At 57.2% G+C, this 19,589-nt stretch carries 9 protein-coding genes; all 9 read left to right on the forward strand.

Translation table 11 applies throughout. The annotated features are described in order from the left end of the window. The first annotated feature begins 2 nt into the window (after nt 1-2). The 9 genes from AC1DLI_RS26820 (at nt 3) to AC1DLI_RS26860 (ending at nt 19,571) form a co-directional block, all read left to right on the forward strand. Nucleotides 3-2,669, forward strand: a complete 2,667-nt coding sequence (locus tag AC1DLI_RS26820; RefSeq protein WP_477607595.1) for an alpha-L-rhamnosidase — start codon at nt 3-5, stop codon at nt 2,667-2,669. 257 nt (nt 2,670-2,926) lie between these two features. Further along, nucleotides 2,927-5,977 (forward strand): glycoside hydrolase family 2 TIM barrel-domain containing protein, encoded by a 3,051-nt coding sequence (locus AC1DLI_RS26825; RefSeq protein WP_477607695.1) that lies wholly within the window; start codon nt 2,927-2,929, stop codon nt 5,975-5,977. Then, complete coding sequence (locus AC1DLI_RS26830) at nt 5,974-8,034, forward strand: beta-galactosidase (RefSeq protein ID WP_477607597.1); 2,061 nt, start codon at nt 5,974-5,976, stop codon at nt 8,032-8,034. Before AC1DLI_RS26825 ends, AC1DLI_RS26830 begins: the two co-directional genes overlap by 4 nt. A 4-nt stretch (nt 8,035-8,038) precedes the next feature. Beyond that, complete coding sequence (locus tag AC1DLI_RS26835; RefSeq protein ID WP_477607599.1) at nt 8,039-10,450, forward strand: glycoside hydrolase family 95 protein; 2,412 nt, start codon at nt 8,039-8,041, stop codon at nt 10,448-10,450. 220 nt (nt 10,451-10,670) lie between these two features. Further along, nucleotides 10,671-13,745 carry a glycoside hydrolase family 2 protein gene (locus AC1DLI_RS26840; RefSeq protein ID WP_477607601.1) on the forward strand — a complete coding sequence of 1,025 codons (3,075 nt, stop codon included), beginning with the start codon at nt 10,671-10,673 and terminating at the stop codon, nt 13,743-13,745. Nucleotides 13,746-13,786: 41 nt separating this feature from the next. Next, complete coding sequence (locus AC1DLI_RS26845) at nt 13,787-16,018, forward strand: glycosyl hydrolase family 95 catalytic domain-containing protein (RefSeq protein ID WP_477607603.1); 2,232 nt, start codon at nt 13,787-13,789, stop codon at nt 16,016-16,018. A gap of 10 nt (nt 16,019-16,028) precedes the next feature. Further along, nucleotides 16,029-16,166 (forward strand): hypothetical protein, encoded by a 138-nt coding sequence (locus tag AC1DLI_RS26850; protein WP_477607605.1) that lies wholly within the window; start codon nt 16,029-16,031, stop codon nt 16,164-16,166. A gap of 151 nt (nt 16,167-16,317) precedes the next feature. Continuing rightward, complete coding sequence (locus AC1DLI_RS26855; RefSeq protein ID WP_477607607.1) at nt 16,318-18,138, forward strand: hypothetical protein; 1,821 nt, start codon at nt 16,318-16,320, stop codon at nt 18,136-18,138. Further along, nucleotides 18,135-19,571, forward strand: coding sequence for a glycoside hydrolase family 28 protein (locus tag AC1DLI_RS26860; RefSeq protein ID WP_477607609.1), 1,437 nt, complete (start codon nt 18,135-18,137; stop codon nt 19,569-19,571). Before AC1DLI_RS26855 ends, AC1DLI_RS26860 begins: the two co-directional genes overlap by 4 nt. Nucleotides 19,572-19,589: the final 18 nt, after the last annotated feature.

Raw genomic sequence — 19,589 nt, forward strand, 5'->3', positions numbered from 1 at the left:
AGGTGGCAGCGATCAAAATCGCGACTTTGCGCACAGAAGGAATACAATTTCCGCTCGGCCTGGACGTTGACAGGCCGCAGTTTTGCTGGTCGTTCGGCAGGCCGGAAGGTCCCGGAAGCAGCCAGAGCGCATTCCGGATTGCCGTTGCAACCAGCGAAGAACGGCTGAAGACGGGATTGCCGGATGCGTGGGATAGTGGAATCGTGAGAACCGGCGCGCATACTTCCGTCCCTTACGAAGGCGTCGCGATACTGCCGAGGCAGCGGTATTACTGGAATGTGACGGTGTGGGACGAACAGGGGAAGCCTTCGACCAGCGGTACGGCGTGGTGGGAAACGGGTATGCTGGCCGGAGACTGTTGGTCGGGACGCTGGATCGGCGCCTCTGCCGGGGCGATCGGCGATCAGCCGCTCGTTCAGCTCCGAAGGTCTTTCAATGTAAAGGGGACGGTAACGCGTGCGCGTGCATACATTTCCGGATTAGGCCACTATGAAATGCGTTTGAACGGGGCGAAGGTTGGACAGCGGGAGCTTGAACCGGGATGGACGGACTACGACAAAACCGTGCTTTATTCGGTCTATGACTTGACTCATCAAGTCCGGCAGGGGGAGAACACGGTTGGCGTTCTTCTCGGCAACGGATTTTATCATGTTGCAGGCGGCCGCTATACGAAATTCAAAGACAGCTACGGAGAGCCGAAATGCCTGGCCGAGCTGGTTATCGATTACGACGACGGCACGACGGATACGATCGTCACCGATCGTTCGTGGTCGATGAGCGAAAGTCCCCTCACCTTCTCCTGCATATACGGCGGAGAGGATTATGATGCCGGACTGGAGCAGGAGGGTTGGGATGAGCCCGGCTTCGAGGAGAACGAAAGATGGAGGAGGGTCTGCGAGCTGCAGCCGCCGCAAGGCAAGCTGTCGGTGCAATCGTCTCCTCCGCTCACGGTAACGAAGCGGTTTCCGGTGTCCGGCGTCTCGGAGCCGCGGAAAGGCGTCTACGTATACGACCTGGGCCAAAATTTTTCGGGCTGGCCGTCTATCCGCATAAGTGGAACGAAAGGAGCGCGGGTCAAGCTGACGCCAGCCGAGCTTCTAACGGATGAGGGCATGTCCAATCAGAAATATTCGGGCTCGCCGTACGAGCTGAACTACGTCTTGAAAGGCGGAAACATGGAAGAGTGGCATCCCCGGTTTTCGTACTACGGCTTCCGGTACGTGCAGGTGGCAGGCGCGGTACCTTACGGTTATGAAAGCGGAGGGGAAGCTGGGCTTCCGGTGCTGCACGGTCTCGAGGGCCAAATGATCTGTCCGGACACGCCCGTGTGCGGCGGCTTCCTATGCTCGGACCCGATGCTGAACCAGATTCACGAAATAATCGATTGGGCGATTCTCAGCAACATGAAGAGCATTTTCACGGACTGCCCTCACCGCGAGAAGTTGGGCTGGCTGGAGCAGCTTCATCTGATGGGCCCCTCCATCATGTTTAATTACGATATTGAAGCGCTTTTGGACAAAATCATGCGCGATATGGCCGATGCCCAGCTTCCGAACGGGATGGTGCCGACAACAGCGCCGGAATACGTAGTATTCAAGGAGCCTTGGCATATGTTCCGAGATGCGGCTGCCTGGGGAGGCTCTTACATTCTGGTTGCATGGGAAATGCTTCAACGTTACGGCAGCAAAGGCTCGCTGGAAAGACATTACGATGGGATGCGCCGCTACATCGATTATTTAACTGAAACGGCGGAAGGATTCATTCTCCGTGGCGGACTCGGCGATTGGTACGATATCGGACCTAAGGGGCCGGGCTTTGCTCAAAATACGCCCATCGAGCTGGTGGAAACCGCCATCTACTTCGGGCTGGTCGGCGCGATGCGGCAAATTGCGGCCGTGCTTGGCAACGAGGAGGACGCGTCCGCGTATGCGAAGCTTGCCGAATCCGTCAAAGAGGCGTTTAACGAGGCGTTCTATGATCCTTCCTCGGCGCAATACGCCGAAGGAAGCGATACCGCGACAGCGATGCCGCTCGTAATCGGCCTTGCGCCGGAGGAGCAGCGCGGCGCGCTCTTGAACCGCCTAGTCCGTAACATAGGGGAGCGGGGATGGCTGACGACCTCGGGCGATGTCGGTCATCGGTATGTGCTTCTGGCACTCGCCCGCGGCGGCCGTTCGGATGTCATTTACCGGATGACGAGGAACACGGATACGCCCGGCTACGGCTATCAGATTGCACACGGCGCAACGACGCTGACAGAAGCCTGGGACGGACCGACCATCGGAAAATCGCAAAACCATTTCATGCTCGGCCATATCGAAGAGTGGTTGTACAGCAGCTTGGCCGGTCTGGATTACCGTTACCAGCCGGGGACCGGGCGCTTCATCGTGAAGGTGAAGCCGGCCGTCATAGGCGATGTAGCATGGGCGGAAGCATGGCAGCAGCTGCGTCCCGGCTTGGCGAGCGTGAGATGGGAGCTCGGTCCCGGGCGGACGGTTTCAGTAAAAGTAGAAATACCCGCGAACAGCGAGGGCCGCATATTCATTCCTGCAGCATCGCACGCGGAGGTGCGCATGAGTGGACCGGCAGCCGAATGGCTCGCGTACGAAGACGGTTATGCGGTTTACCGCACGGGTCCGGGTTCCTATTTCTTTATCGCCGCTTATTGAAGAAGGCGGTTGGACGGCCTTGGGTCGGCGCACTCCGCTGGTTCAGGGCCGTCGTGATATTTCGATCGAATGAGGCGAAGAGGAGCTGTTAAGACATGAGATTGCGTTTCAATCAGGAGCAGCCGGATTGGGAGAACCCGGACATTTTGCAGATTCATGCCGAGCCGGCGGACGCGCGCGGCATTCCTTTTCCCGACAGGGAGACGGCGCTTGCGGCCGCGGCTGCTTGCGACAAGAACGCCTCCACCTATGTCCAAATGTTAAATGGCGAATGGAAGTTCCATTACGCCGAGTGTCCCGAGGATGCGCCGGAGGGTTTTTTTGACGAATCGTTCGCAGACGAGGATTGGGACCGGATTCCAGTGCCGTCGAACTGGCAGCTGTTCGGTTACGGAACGCCTTTATACAGCAGCAGTAAATATCCATTCCCGGTCGATCCGCCTCATATTCCGAAGCGGAACCCGACCGGTTGTTACCGGCGATCGTTCGACTTGTCGGAACAGCAGGCAGGCGGCGACGTTTTTCTTGTATTTGAAGGCGTAGACTCCGCCTTTCACATCTGGGTCAACGGCGAGGAAGCGGGCTTCGGACAAGGCAGCCACAACCGGATGACGTTTAAGGTGACGGACCTGATCCGTCCGGGAGTCAACAAGCTTGCCGTTCGTGTCTATCAGTGGTCGACCGGCAGTTACCTGGAAGATCAGGATAAATGGCGGCTAAGCGGCATTTTTCGGGAAGTCTACCTGGTGTCGTTCCCATCCGCCGTCCGCCTGCGGGACACCCGTATCCGGACCCGCCTGTCCGATACGTACGACAGCGGAGCGCTCGAGCTTGGCATAAGCGTTGCTGCGTCCTCGGGCAGCACCGGAGAGGGATATCGGATCCGGACCGAGCTGCTGAATGCCGACGGATCGACGGTCGCCGCAAGTGAAACCGGCGTTCCTCGTCTTTTGGGGTGCTCGCCGGAAGCCGACGTCCGAGTAGAGATTCCCGTGTGCGCTCCCATGCTTTGGTCGGCGGAAGAGCCGAATCTTTACACGCTGCTCATCACCTTATCCGGCGAGCACGGACAGGCAGAGGAGGTATATCGTTACGCGGTCGGCTTCCGGGATGTCCGGGTGCGGGACGGACGCCTGCTGGTTAACGGCAAACCGATCATCATCCGAGGGGTCAACCGGAACGAATTCGATCCCGAGCTCGGCCACGTCATGACGATGGAAGCGATGATCAAGGACGTTGAGCTGATGAAACGTCACAATATCAATACGGTACGCTGTTCGCATTATCCGAATGACGAGCGCTGGCTAGACCTGTGCGACCGTTACGGTCTGTTCGTCGTCGACGAAGCGGATTTGGAAACGCACGGCTGCGTTTTTCTGGGCGAAATCAGCCGCTGGGTCGACAATCCTGACGAGAAAACAGCCTTTGAAAGCCGGTTGGCGAATGACCCGGCATGGAAGGAGGCATTTATGGATCGTATCGTTCGGGTCGTCGAGCGGGACAAGAACCATCCGTCCGTCATCGTTTGGTCGCTTGGCAACGAATCGGGCTACGGCGAGAACCACGATGCGATGGCTGCTTGGGTACGGGAGAAGGATCCGACACGTCCGGTCCATTACGAGCGGGCTTACGACGCACCTGTCGTGGATATTGTCAGCAGCATGTACCCGTCAGTGGATATGTTGTTTGCGGAAGGCGAAAAAACGGACGAAACCCGGCCCTATTTGATGGTCGAATTCGGTCATGCAATGGGCAATGCGCTAGGCAACCAAAAGGAATATTGGGATACGGTATTCCGCTATCCGCGCCTTTGCGGGGGCTTGATCTGGGAGTGGGCGGACCTCTCCTTACGGCGGAAGAAGCCGGACGGCGGCTTCGAATATGCCTACGGTGGCGATTTCGGCGACAATCCGAACAGCGGCCACTTCTGCATCGACGGTCTGCTCTTTCCGGACCGGTCCGTCAAGCCGGCGCTTCTGGAGTTCAAGAAGGCGATAGAGCCGGTCGTCGTGCAGCCGGCCAATGGAGAACGCCTGCTCCGGATTCGCAACCGGTACGATTTCGTCTCGCTCGAGCATCTGGACGTCCGGTGGACCGTCTACCGGGATGGCGAAGCAGTCGAGGATGGAACGCTGCCACCGCTCGCGATTGCCGCGAGAGAAGAGCGGTTCGTCACCGTTCCTTACCAGACGAAACCGACGCCTTGGAGCGGAGAATATTGGCTCCATGTGAGCTTCTTGCTCCGCGAAACGACATGCTGGGCGCCTGCCGGGCATGAGGTAGCCTGGGCGGATATTCCCATTTCGACCGCAATGGCTACCTTGACGCCGGTATCACCGGCGGCCATGAGCGGCGTTTCCTTAGACGATGGCAGACGGTTCGTAAAGGTGACCGGAGCAGGATTCGCATTAACGTTCGACAAGCTGAGCGGCGTGATGGACCATTGGGAGCAAGACGGCATAAGTCTGCTGGAGTCGGGCCCCCGGATCCAGCTGTGGAGGGCGCCGGTCGATAACGACGTTCATCTGGCGAAGCGATGGCGGGAGGCCGGCTATCACGAGCTGGAAGCTCACGTCAGATACATGGAGGCCCGGCATATCGCGGGAGGCCTGGCCGTCCAGGTTCGGACGGAGATGATTCTTGGTGTAAACGGCTTGCGGCCTGCGTTCTCGGCTGTTCAGCTGTACACCATCTACGGCAGCGGCGACGTGACGATCGAAACCATGATCAAGCCGCTCAAGGAAGGGCTCCCGCCGCTGCCAAGGATCGGACTGCGGTTCGTTATGCCCTCCCGGTTCGGGCGTATGACCTGGTTCGGCCTCGGCCCGCATGAATGCTATGCGGACCGCAAAGAGAGCGGCAAGCTGGGCTTGTACGAAGGAACCAGCGATGAACAATTCGTTCCGTACATTAAGCCGCAGGAGAACGGCAGCAAGGCCGATGTCCGCTGGGCGAGCATCGCCGCCGCTAATGGAGCCGGACTTCTGGTTTCCGGAACGGGTGCTTCGCTCGGACAGGTCGGTGCGCGGCCGTATTCGACCGAGGCTTTAAGCGCCGCCCGGCACCACTCGGATTTGGAGCCTCTAGGCGCGACCGAAGTAAGCATCGACTGGCGCCAGACCGGACTCGGCAATCACAGCTGCGGCTATGCACCGACCCTGCCGGATTATTTGATCCCTGCGGAGCCAGTTTCGTTCTCGATCCGATTGATGCCGATCGCTGCGGGAACGGATCGCGGCGAAAGCGCAAGCCTGCGATTGCCGCAACGGATCGAGTGGGATCAGATGAGAGAGGAGCCGGTTCAATGAACGGATTATCAAACAAAATATTATACGGCGGGGACTACAATCCCGAGCAATGGCCGCGCGACGTGTGGGAAGAGGATATGCGGCTGTTCAAGCTTGCCGGAATCGATATCGCCACGGTCAACGTCTTCTCATGGGCACGGAACCAGCCGGACGAGAAGACGTACCGATTCGAATGGCTGGACGACGTCATGGATCTGCTGCACGCGAACGGAGTACGCGCTTGCCTCGGGACCGGCACCGCAGCCCATCCCGCTTGGATGGCGCGCCATTATCCAGACGTATTGACCGTAGATTCGCAGGGCCGCAAAAAAAAGTACGGGCGCCGGCATAATTCCTGCCCGAACAGCCCGACATTCCGCCTTTATTCGGAGCAGATGGCAGAGAGGCTGGCGGAGCGGTACAAGGATCACCCGGCCTTGCTGCTCTGGCACGTCAACAACGAGATGGGCTGGCGATGCTATTGCGACAACTGCGAGCGGGCGTTCCGCGTCTGGCTGCAGGAGCGTTACGGCACGCTTGATGCGTTGAACAGTGCGTGGTACACGTCGTTCTGGGGGCATACGTTTTACGAATGGGAGGAGATCGTGCTGCCGAGCCAACAGAGCGAGCATTTCAATGTTTCCGGCCATGAATCCACGGCATTCCCAGCCATGTCGATCGATTACGACCGTTTCAACTCGGACAGCTTTCTGGCGTGCTATAAATTGGAGCGCAATGCGATTAAATCCGTTATTCCGGATGCAATTGTCACGACTAATTTCCAGAGCAACGGCACTTATAAGCCGCTCGATTATTTCAAATGGGCTAAAGAGTTGGATATTGTCGCGCTGGACAGCTATCCGGTCAATGACATGCCGATGAGCCAAATTGCCATGCGGCACGATCTGATGCGTGGGCTGAAAAACGGCGAACCGTTCCTGCTGATGGAACAGAGCCCTAGCCAATTGAACTGGAAGGACGTTAATCCGCTGAAGCGGCCAGGCGTCATACGGCTGTGGAGCTTTCAGGCGGTCGCGCGGGGAGCGGAGGCGGTCATGTTTTTCCAGCTAAGACGTTCCGCTGGCGCCTTTGAGAAGTTTCACGGGGCCGTCATCGACCATGCCGGCCATGAGCATACGCGGGTATTTTCCGAATGTGCGGAACTCGGCCGCGAGCTTCAGCAGCTGGGCGATAAGCTGCTCGGCGCGACGACGAAGTCAAAGGTGGCAATTGTGTTCGATTGGGACAATTGGTGGGCGATTGAGCATTCCAGCGGTCCGACGAAGCAGCTCAAATATTTGCGGCAAATTCAGCGTTATTACGACGCTTTTTACGCCCTTAATGTGCAAGTCGATATGATCGGCACGGATACGGAGTTAGGTGACTATGCTTTAGTTATTGCGCCCGTGCTGTACATGATTAAACCGGGCTTCGCAGAGAAGCTGGAGACGTATACGGCGAGTGGCGGCACGTTTGTGACGACATTCTTTAGCGGGATTGTGCAGGAAAACGATTTGGTGACGCTCGGGGGCTATCCCGGCGAGCTTAGGAGGCTGCTCGGCATCTGGGTGGAAGAAATCGACCCATTGTTTCCAGATCAGACGAACTCTCTTGTGATGAATGGGAATGCCGACCTGGCTATAGGCACTTATACATGCGGCTTGATGTGCGAGCGCCTGCATACGGAAGGGGCGGAAACGGTTGCCATCTACGGCGGCGACTTTTTCGCAGGCATGCCTGCGGTTACGCGCAATCGGTTCGGCAAGGGCGAGGCTTGGTATATTTCGTCCGATCCGGAGGAGCGGTTCTTGTCAGCCCTTTTCTCGGAATTGACGGCTAGGAACAAGATCGTCCCAGTTGCGCAGACGCCTCCTGGCGTGGAAGCATGCGCTAGAGTAAAGGACGGAAAGAGATACCTTTTCCTGCTTAACCACAACGACCGCCCGTCTAACGTCTATGTCGGCCAGGGGCCGCTGCGCGAGCTGCTCGGAGGCTCGAAAATTAGCGGAGAAGCCTCGCTTCCCGCACACGGCGTCTGGATTTTGGAAGACCGGAATGATGCGCAAGGAGGCGATTAACGTAATGAGAGCGAATGAAGGGATGCTGTGGTACCGGAATCCTGCTGCGGAATGGGTGGAAGCGCTTGCCGTAGGGAACGGCCGGCTGGGCGGGATGGTATACGGCGGTATTTTTCAGGAACGTATTGCACTGAACGAGGATACGTTATGGTCGGGTCATCCGTCCGATCCGAATAACCGGGAGGCGGCAGCCTATCTGGAGAAGGCGCGGAAGCTCGTATTCGAAGGGAAATACCCGGAAGCCCAGCGGACAATCGAAGAGCATATGCTGGGGCCGTGGTCCGAGTCTTATCAGCCGCTCGGCGACTTGTATCTCGGGCTGGAAGAGGCCGGCGAAGCGGAAAATTACAGGCGTGAGCTTGACCTGAACGATGCGGTCTGCCGGACGCGGTTTACGTTAAACGGGGTGCGGTATGTCCGCGAAACTTTCGTCTCCGCGGCCGATCAGGTGATGGTCGTGCGTTTTACCGCCGACCAGCCCGGCCGGATAGCCGTCCGGGCATCGTTTGACAGTCAGCTGCGCCATCAGGTGCACCGGGTCTCCGCCGATAAGCTTGCGATGCAGGGGCGAAGCCCCTCGCATGTGGAGCCGCTTCATGCCCGAAGCGACGATCCGGTCATCTATGAGGAAGAGCGGGGCATCCGCTTCGAGGCGCAGCTGCTCGCCCTGCCGGAAGGCGGAGCGGCGGCGGACGCCTGGGAAGGACGGATCCGGATCGAAGGAGCGGACGCCGTAACCTTCCTCCTGGCAGCGGCGACCAGCTTCAACGGCTTCGACAAGGATCCCGTCCTGGAGGGCCGAAACCCTTCCGAGCTATGCCGCTCCTATCTAGAGGCAGCTGCCAAGCGTTCATACACCGAGCTGCTGGACCGGCATGTAAGGGATTTCAGGTCGCTATACGGACGGGTGGAGTTTGAGCTTGAGGCGCCCGGCCAGCAGCATCTGCCGACTGACGAGCGAATTCGGGCGCTTCGCGAAGGAAAGGAAGACGAGCAGCTTGCCGTTCTGTTCTTCCAGTTCGGTAGATATTTGCTTCTATCGTCATCCCGGCCAGGAACACAAGCGGCGAACTTGCAAGGTATTTGGAATCAGTCAGTCAGACCTCCTTGGTCGTGCAATTATACGGTCAACATTAATACGCAAATGAATTACTGGCCTGCCGAGGTTTGCAATCTTGCGGAATGTCACGAGCCGCTCTTTCGTCTATTGGAGGACTTACGGATAGCCGGCAGGGAAACGGCGCTTGCCCACTATAAGGCAAGAGGCTGGGTCAGCCATCATGCCGTTGACCTTTGGCGAGTCACGACGCCGTCCGGAGGACCGTCTAAAGGCCCCGCAAGCTGGGCGTACTGGCCGATGGGGGGAGCTTGGCTCTGCCAGCATTTATGGGAGCATTACCGGTTCGGGGGAGATCGGACGTTTTTGGCCTCGACCGCTTATCCGATCATGAAAGAAGCCGCGTCGTTTTTCCTGGACTATCTCGTCGAGGATGCGGACGGCTGCTTGGTTTCCAATCCTTCCACCTCGCCGGAGAATACATTCACCTTGCCTGACGGACGCAAAGCCGCCGTCAGTCTGGACGCCACTATGGATATTGCTTTGATCGGCGAGCTTTTCGGAAACTGCATGAAAGCTTCCGACCTTCTCGGGATCGATCGGGAGCTGCATCTGGAACTGGCCGCAGCCAGGGCGCGTCTTCACCCATTCCGGATCGGCCGCCGTGGACAACTGCAGGAGTGGTACTTGGATTTCGAAGAAGCGGAGCCCGGACACCGGCATATGGCCCATCTATATCCGCTGCATCCGGGCAGTGAGATCGACATGCGCGGCACCCCCGAGCTGGCAAGTGCTTGCCGAGTATCGATCGACCTTCGGCTGCTTCACGAGGGAGAAGACGCTGTCGGCTGGTGCTTCGCCTGGTTGATCAGCCTGTTCGCGAGACTGGAGGACGGTGAGATGTCGCATCGTTATTTGACCAAATTGTTAAAAAATCCGTTTGACAATTTGTTCAATGCTCACCGTCATCCGAAGCTGACATTTTATCCGCTTACGATCGAAGCCAACCTCGGGGCGACGGCGGGTATAGCCGAGATGCTGCTGCAGAGCCATGCAGGCGAGCTGAACCTGCTGCCGGCACTGCCGGGTGCGTGGAAGGGAGGACGTATATCCGGTTTGCGCGCACGCGGCGGGTTTACGGTATCACTGGCATGGTCGGATCACTCCCTTCGCGAAGCCGTAATTGCATCGGCGAATGGCGAGGTTTGCCGTATTCGAACCCATGGAACCGTACAGGTAACCGTCGGATCGGAAACGGTCGAAGTTCGCGAGATCGCTCCTTGCGTCTTTGAGTTTCCGACGGAGCCGGGCATAAAATATACGATTTCGCGGCCATTCGAAAGGCAGTACCAAACATAAGTATGAAATTAGAAAGCGAGCAGGCCTAAATGGTCTGCTCGCTTTCTGTTTCTCGCGGCATGGTGAGCGAGCGGAACATTAAAGTTTAAATGCCCTATGGAAAGCAGGGTTGATGGATTGTTTGCCCCTATAGGCGGTGCTAGGATTAAGGATGATAGGGTTCGAAAAATGTTGATAGGCGATAGAGGCTATCGTTCTTTCTGGAAGGGGAGGCGCTTAATTGATATCTGACCGAACGCAAGAGGGCAGTTCACAGGTTTTGGATCCTTTCGCAGAAATCGCGCTTCGCGAGCATCCGCTTGCGAAAGACGGCATGACCGTAATCCGGCCGCGCGAATGGAAGAGGAGGTTGTTCAGGAGGGGAGATAGAGATAGAGCCGCCGAGCGTTTGATCGAGCCGAGCTTTGAGGATCGGCTGAGTCGGTTCGGGCAAGAACTGGCAGAGCTTCGCGAGCGATATCGCCCCTATCTGAGGCGTCTATCGCCGCCTCCCGCCTATAACCGCCCCAGCCGGGAGCTGGCCAGCTTCGATTTCCGTTACGAAGAGGGAGGAAGCGGGGAATTCGCTCGCGTGCTGCGGGGCGAAGGTGAGTGGAAACGGGTTTCGATTCCCGACTTCCGCGGGCCGACCAAGGAGGAAGGCCGGTGGACAGGCTATTACCGGACGACCTTTAGCTATCCGAAGCCGAAAGCAGGAAAGAAAGTGTTTCTTGTTTTTAAGGCTGTCGACTATGAAGCGGCCGTTTACGTGAATGGGAAATGCGCGGGCATGCACGAAGGATTGTTCGCGCCTTTCGAGTTCGACATCACTTCTTTGCTTGAGGAGACGAACGTGCTCGTTGTCGAAGTAAAGAACGATTATCCGATGATGGGCGTAAACGGTACGCGACTCGATGGAGATAAGATGTACGCCGCCACGGGCCCAGGCTGGGACGAGCCGGTGTACGGCTGGCATCATTGCCCGCCCGGCGCAGGCATTTACAACTCGGTGTTCCTGGAGGAACGGGCGGAGCTTTTCGTGGAAGACATATTTATTAAGCCAAATCCCGAGGACGGCTCTTTCGAGGCATGGATCGACGTCATGAACATGACGGCGGGTCTCATCGAAGGATCCGAGCTGACGATCGACGTTTTTGCGGACAATTTCGAAGGGGAAGGGCTCTCCGGCATTCGCTTCCCGATTGCTTACGCGGGTCCAGGCATGAACAATTACCGGTACAAAATTATGTTCCCGGCATTCCGCAGCTGGGAGCCTGACGCGCCGCACTTATACCGGCTTAGGGCGAGTCTAGACTGCGAAGGGAGACTTTTGGACGCAAAGGACCGCTGCTTCGGCATGAGGTCTTTCCGGATGGACGAAGCAGCCGAGCCAAAAGGATCGCTCTTTTTGAACGGCCGGCCGATCCTGCTGCGGGGCGCAAACGAAATGGGACATCTCCAGCAGTGCGTCATGCGGGGAGACGAAGAGCAGCTCATTGACGATATTTTGATCGCGAAGCTGGCCAATCTGAATTTTTACCGGATTACGCAGCGCCCAGTGCAAGAAGAAATTTACGATTTTATGGACCGTCTCGGCATGATGAACCAATGCGATTTGCCGGCGTTCGGCTATATCCGTCGAAGCAAGTTCTGCGAGGCGGTCCGACAGGCCGCCGAAATGGAACGGCTCATTCGAAGCCATCCGAGCGTCGTAATGGTATCGCTCATCAATGAGCCATCCCGTCCCGCGAAGCGGGGCAAAGGACACCGGCATCTGTATCGGGACGAATTGGAAGCTTTCTTCTCGTCGGCAAGGCATGCCATTTATATCGAAAATCCGGACCGCGTCGTGAAAAACGCGGACGGCGATTATGATCCGCCGACGGAAACGGGGCTGTCCGATTATCACTGCTATACGATGTGGTATACGAACCATATGATTTCGTTCGGAGAGCTCTATAAGGGCGGGCTTCCACCGCTAAAGAATGGCTGGAAGAGCGGATGTGGGGAATACGGATCGGAGGCTCTCGATCATCATGCCTTGATGCTGAAGCGTTATCCGCGTGAATGGCTGCCGAAGAGCCCGGATGACCCTTGGATGCCGGATGCAATCGTCGACAGTCAGACGTATTCGCATCATGGGGATTGGTACCCGGAATCCGACCGAATCGGGGATTGGATCGAGCGGAGCCAGCGATATCAGGCTACCGTCACAAGGTTGATGACCGATGCGATCCGAAGGCGTTCCGATCTGGTCGTGCAGTCCGCCATCCATCTGCTCATCGACGCCTGGCCGTCGGGATGGATGAAAGCGCTTGTCGGAGCCGACCGGGTGCCAAAGCCTGCCTACTTCGCATATCGAGACAGTCTGGAGCCGCTGCGCGTTCATTGGCGGAGCGACCGATGGCGCGCTTATACAGGCGAGTTAGTTGAGCTGGAAGCCTGGCTGCTTAACGATACGCCTGATCAATATCAAGGGTTGAGGCTGGTCGCTACGCTTCGGAACGAAACCGAGGATTACGCGTCCTTCGAGCTTGAAGCAGACATAGGGAGTACCGATTCCGCTTATGTCGGCTCCGTGCCGTTCGTCATGCCGGCGGTCGATAGACGCCGGACGCTCCAAGCCGACATTTCACTATATAATCGTGCAGGAGAACTCATCAACAGCGAGCGGATAGACATCGAGGTATTCGCGAACAACGTCCAGCTCATAGAGGGCGAAACTAAGGTCACTGCAGCGGCGACCGGAACCGCTGCGGAAGCGCTGTTCGCCGCAATGGGCGTTCGCAGCCGGAGTTATGCAGCCGGCCTCCCTTTCGACGTAATAGCTTTGTCTTCGGCTGAAGCGTTTCGTCTCCACGAAACGGAGATCGCGAGAGCGATAGATGCGGGGGCAAGGGCGATCATTTTCCCTGATGAGAGAGGAGAAGCCGAATGGCGAATCGGGGATATCACCGTGCGACAGGAAAAAGCAGGCAGTTTGTATACGCTGGCCTTCGACGAAGCGGATAAGCGGCTAGAGCAATTCGGGGCTTCAGATTTCCAATTCTTTTATAACAAGACGCTAGACCGAATAGACGCTCTGACAGGATGCGGCTGGTGCTCAGAGTCGATGTCGCCGCTATTGTATACGTACGCGAAGCCGAGAGGTGGGACGGCATCGGCTGGATCCCGCAAACGCAGGGTGCCTGTCGTCGGCTCGGTTCGGCTTGGGAGGGGCGAGCTTATTTTTATGGGTCTTCGCCTCGAAGGACGGATGGGCTGCAACCCTCCGCTTGACCTGCTCTTGCATGAGCTTATTTTCGGCTGCAAGTAAGGAAGAGGAGACTTGGCGATTAGAGAAGGGAGAAGAGAAATGTGAAAGCCGTTGAAATAAGTCCGACCTATGATGTGTCGTGGACGCTGGATACCGGTTATTGTCATGACGGGATTCCGTTGTCGAACGGCGTGTTCGGAGCGCTAATCTGGTTTCAGGACCGGACTATTATGCTGACGATTAACCGGGCCGATTATTGGGATCATCGCGGAGGAACGATATGGCGGGAAGATTGTACGTACGGGCATCTGAAATCACTGCTGGAGAGCGGCGACTTCGAAGGCGCGCGGGAGCTCTATCCGACCATGATGATGAACGGCAAGGAGAAACGGCCGACCCGGCTGGCGATGGGCCTGTTCGAAGTGAGGCTGAAGCCGGATGTGCGAATTCATTCGGCTTTCCTGCACATGACCGAAGGTGAAGCCCGGCTGGTCTGCGGTCATGGGGGAAGTGAGCATCTCATCCGCCTTTCCATTCCGATCGACAAACCGATGCTGCTGATGTCAGGCGGCGGAGAGATGATCGAGAGCGTAAAGCCCGTGCCGTCTTATTCTTTCGGAAAGACGAAGGCGTACTTCGACGACTTCGGGATTCCGGCCCCTGCGYCAATGGAGGATGGCTGGGTGCAGGAGCTTCCGGAGGATCCCGCATGCGCCGTATGGATGAGGCAGGGCGAAGGGAAGCTTGCGATAGCCGCTGAATACGGCGCTGATCCGGAGAAGGCGGCGCGCGCGGCACACGCTCATCTGGATTCGGTTTTCCTTTCCGATGCCGCTTATGCCGACGCAATAAGAGGAACAAGAGAGCATTGGCGGGCATTATGGCGTCAGGCGGCGGATATAACCTTGCCTGATGCCGAAATTGAGCGAATGTATTACTTGGGAATCTACAGGATGTTAGGCAATTCTATGCCGGGCAAAATCGCACCGACGCTGCAAGGTCCCTGGGCTGAGGAATACCGGAATCCGCCATGGAGCAGCGATTATCACTTCAATATTAACGTTCAACAGTGCTTATGGCCGGCATACGGTTCCAATCTGCTGGATTGCCTGAAGCCGCTTTTCTCCATGATCGATGGCTGGAAGCCAACGCTGGCTCTGAATGCCAAGCGTTTCGTCGGCATCGAAGACGGATATATGCTTGGCCATTCGGTGGACGACCGCGGTCGTCCGGTCGGCGGCATGTGGACCGGAACGATAGATCAGGCGAACACCTCGTGGATCGCCCAGATGATGTGGCAATATGCCCGGTATGCCGGTGACGAGGAGTACATGCTGGGCGAAGTGTATCCTTTTATGAAAAAGGCTCTTAATGTATTCAGGGCGATGATGGAGCAAGATGGAGAGCGCTATTCGCTGCCGGTAACCGTTTCGCCAGAATATGGCGGTTCGTCGCAAGCCGGACTCGGCCGGAATTCGACCTTCTTTCTCGTCAACGTACGCTTTTTATGCGAAAAGCTCCTGGAGCTCGAAGAAAAGTACGGAATCGATTCCGATACCGCAGCCATAGCATCCGACATCTGCGCGAAGCTGCCGCCCTATACAGCAGGGCCGAGGCAATTCCAAGAGTTCGGCAAGAAGCCTGGGCTCGAGTTGTATCTGTGGGAAGGACAGCCGCTCTCCGAATCGCACCGTCATCATTCTCATTTGGCCGGCATCTTTCCATTCGACACAATCAATATGGACGATCCTGCGCAGAGAGAGGCCGTCTCGAACGCTTATAAGTCATGGATCGACAAAGGCATGGGGCGATGGGCCGGCTGGTCGATGCCTTGGGCTTCGATTTTGCACAACCGCTTGGGCCGTGCGGATATGGCGCTGCTTTCTCTTCACTTGCTGAGGGAGCTCTACATGATGCCGAGCTATGCTACTAGGCATAACGCCAATTATGAAGGCTTCTGCCAGTTTACCGGAGGCGATACCATGCAGGCGGAAGCCTCGATCGCGGCGGCGGCGGCCGTTCTGGAAATGTATGTGCAATGCGTAAGAGGAACCGTCCGGGTGTTCGAGGGGCTGTCACGGCGATTCAAAGACACCTCGTTCGCTGGCATTCGGGCGGAGGGTGCTTTTCTGCTGTCGGGAATCAAGACGGGCGGAAAGGTTCAGAGTGTTACAGTGTACAGCGAACGCGACCAAACGATCCGGCTCGTCAATCCGTTCGGAGGAAGGGCATCGATTCGGAATAACGGCGCGATCGGCTGGACGGAGGAAGAGATCATTACCCTGGAGCTTCATTCAGGCGACTGCGTCGTATTCGAGAACGGCCTGGATTAAGGAGGAAACGATGCTGGCAGTCTCGTCACAGCTCGGCTCAACGCTCAGTGCTGCTAAGCAATACGGGCAACCGCTGGGGACTTCCGCCGGTGGGGGAGCTGACAGGCAAGACGCTTTAGGCCGAAGTGTTCACTTGGCGAAGGCGTAACGGGTCGTCGAGACTGAGCAAAAATGGTGGTGCGGCTTAACCCTGCACCGCCATTTTTCCATATTCCCCTATAAATACAGCGCAATAAGCCTATAAATGGAGATCCAAAACCGTGTAAAGTGTTGTTAAACGGTAGAAGATGGAGGGCGTTATGGATCAACCGGAGAACCGAATTCGGTACGTCGGCGGCGTGACCGCCAACCTGGATTATCATCATGGACAGCTGCGTCCGGCGGTCGGCGTCCGGAGCAGGCAAGTGCTAAGGGCTAACCGTTCGCATCCGGAGTTGTCGGGCGGGAGCGGATGGACCTATAATCATGCTCCCATGCTGGCTTACTGGAGAGACTGCTTTTATTTGGAATATCTCAGCTGTCCCGTTCACGAACATGTGCCGCCGGGCCAGACGCTGCTTACGACTTCGAAGGACGGCTGGAATTGGTCGACGCCTATCGTCCTGTTTCCTCCATACCGGCTGGGCCATGAGCAACATTATCCGGACGGCGAGTCCCTTCCGGAGGGGACTTACAGCGTGATGCATCAAAGGATGGGCTTTTACGCCGCTTCGAATGGCCGTCTGCTTGCGTTGGCGTTTTACGGATTTTGTCCGCTGCCAAGCGTTAGTCCGAACAACGGAAAGGGCATCGGACGCGTCGTTAGGGAGATCGGAGCGGACGGCAGCTTCGGGCCGATCTATTTCATCCGGCTTAACCGGCATTCCGGCTGGTCCGAGCAGAACGTGAATTATCCCATGTATACCGAGTCCATGGACGCAGGCTTCCGGGAAGCCTGCGAGGAGCTGCTGTCGGACCGAATAGCCACGCTCCAATGGTGGGAAGAGGACCGCAGCCTTGATGGCTACTACGCAGTTGAAGCAGGAACGGCTTTCGCCTCTTACCGGCTGCCGGACGGACGTACTGCGGGTCTATGGAAGCATTCGCTCCATGCGGTAACGGCTGACGATGGGCGCACTTGGTCCAAGCAGGTTCGTTCGCCTTCACTCATTATGGCAGGCGGCAAAGTGTGGGGGGAGCGCACCTCCGATTCGCGGTACGCGCTTCTCTACAATCCTTCGCCGATCGGTAATCACAGGTGGCCGCTTGCGGTCGTTACGGGCGACGATGGACTTGCTTTCGACGACATGCTTCTCATTAACGGCGAAGTTCCCCCGAGACGCTATTTCGGAAATCATAAAAATTACGGCATGAGCTATACCCGGGGCATCGAAGCGGGGGACGGTCTCCCGACTGACGGCAGCATGTGGGTCACCTACAGCGCGAACAAGGAGGATATTTGGGTTAGCGAGGTTCCGGTTCCGATTCGTTACCGGGTCAGCGGGCAGGTTAACGACACGTTCAGCGGGCTTTCCGCGGAAGACCGGGTACCTGACTGGAACGTCTACTGCCCGCTTTGGGCAAGCGTCTCCGTCTCGGCGTTTCCGTCCGAGCACGATAGGAGTCTGGTGCTTAGCGACGAGGATCCTTACGACTATGCGAAGGCGGAGCGCGTGTTCCAGGAATGCGCCGCAGGCGAGCTACGAATCCGGATGCTGGCGAAGCAGGCGAATGACGGTCAACTTTATATTGAGCTATGCGATGCCAAAAGCGCGGCTCCGATAAGGATTCGGTTTAATTCGGACGGGGCGATTCAAGTGCTTCAGGCCGGCACATGGACGGAGCTGCAGCGATACGAGCCGGACCGGTGGTATGAGTTGGCTATTCACTTCGATACGGAAAGACAACGCTTTGAAGTTATGATGAACGGCGCGCCCACCCCGAGGCCTTATCTTTTCTCCATGCCGGCATACACGCTTGAAAGACTCGTGCTGCGCACCGGTCCGATGCGGACGGAGCCGAATGTCGAGACGCCGCTTGCGGGCGCGGATCTGCCGGATGCGGACGTACCGGTGAAAGCCGTTACTTATTATATAAACGAAGTTAACATAAATCCGATTAAAGGAGGCTCGGACAAGTGACAACAACAAAACGAGAATGCACGGAAGCATTGCCGTTCGATATGCCCGAAGTGGAATTGCCGGTATTTCCGGACAAGACGTTTAATATTACCCATTTCGGCGCGGTCGGCGACGGACTATACCTTAATACTGAGGCATTCGCTGCAGCTATAAAAGCTTGCGCCTCCCAAGGCGGAGGAACTGTTCTCATACCGGCTGGAATATGGCTGACCGGGCCGATCCGTCTGCAGAGCAGAATCCGGCTTCATGCCGAAGCAGGTGCCCTCGTCGTGTTCAGTGCGAACCGCGACGATTATCCGCTTATCCGCACAAGCTACGAAGGACTGCGTACCGTACGCTGCATGCCGGCGATTTACGGCGCGAATTTGGAGAATGTCGCCATTACGGGAACGGGCATTTTCGACGGTTCGGGAGAGAACTGGCGGCCGGTTAAGCGGATGAAAATGACGGAGGGGCAATGGAAGCAATTGGTCCAATCCGGGGGCTATGAGGAAGGAGGGACCTGGTGGCCGACGGAGCAGTCGCTCCGAGGCGCAGCGCTCACGAAGAGCCTGATTGCGCAGAACGTTCAAGAGCCATCCGCGTTTGAGCCGGCCCGAGACCATTTGAGACCGACGCTTGTGCAGCTTGACCGATGCCGTATCGTGCTGCTGGACGGCCCGACCTTCCGCAATTCGCCTGCCTGGAATGTGCACCCCTGGTTGTGTGAGCACGTGACCGTCCGCAACGTCTCGATCCGAAATCAGTGGCATTCGCAGAACGGGGACGGTCTAGATCTCGACTCCTGCCGGTATGCGAATATTTACGACTCCGTATTCGACGTCGGGGATGACGCCATCTGCATCAAGTCCGGCAAGGACGCCGACGGCCGTGCGCTTGGCGTTCCGACCGAATACGTCACGATCCGGAACTGCCAAGTGTTCCATGGACACGGCGGATTCGTCATCGGCAGCGAGATGTCCGGAGGCGTCCGGAACATTGCCGTATCGGACTGCGTGTTCATCGGAACGGACGCAGGTTTGCGATTCAAGAGCACGCGAGGCCGCGGCGGAACGGTCGAGCGCATCTATATCCGGAACGTTCTGATGAAGAATATCGCCAAGGAAGCCATTATATTCAGTTCGTATTACTCGGGCAAAAACAATACGGATGATCCGGTACCCGTCACGGAGGAGACGCCGGTGTTCCGCGATTTTCATATCAGTGAGACGACGTGCATCGGCGCGGGGGCGGCGCTGCATATCAAGGGGCTTCCGGAAATGCCGATCAGCGACATTGTCTTCGACCGGGTTCTGTTGACCGCCCGCACCGGCGCGACCTGTACGAACGCCCGGAATATTGTATTCCGGCAGACGAAAGTGCTGCCGGAGTCAGGCGAGCCTTATACGCTGGACAATACTGAGGAAGTTACCGTAACTGATTCATCCATCTAACGAACGGGGGGAAGCCGC

The organism is Paenibacillus sp. 01T443, from assembly GCF_056398325.1.

Excerpts from the sequence above, each read along its gene's own strand:
- AC1DLI_RS26835 (WP_477607599.1), top strand. The coding sequence starts at position 8,039 with ATGAGAGCGAATGAAGGGATGCTGTGGTACCGGAATCCTGCTGCGGAA.
- AC1DLI_RS26850 (WP_477607605.1), top strand. The coding sequence starts at position 16,029 with ATGCTGGCAGTCTCGTCACAGCTCGGCTCAACGCTCAGTGCTGCTAAG.
- AC1DLI_RS26825 (WP_477607695.1), top strand. The coding sequence starts at position 2,927 with ATGTTAAATGGCGAATGGAAGTTCCATTACGCCGAGTGTCCCGAGGAT.
- AC1DLI_RS26855 (WP_477607607.1), top strand. The coding sequence starts at position 16,318 with ATGGATCAACCGGAGAACCGAATTCGGTACGTCGGCGGCGTGACCGCC.
- AC1DLI_RS26830 (WP_477607597.1), top strand. The coding sequence starts at position 5,974 with ATGAACGGATTATCAAACAAAATATTATACGGCGGGGACTACAATCCC.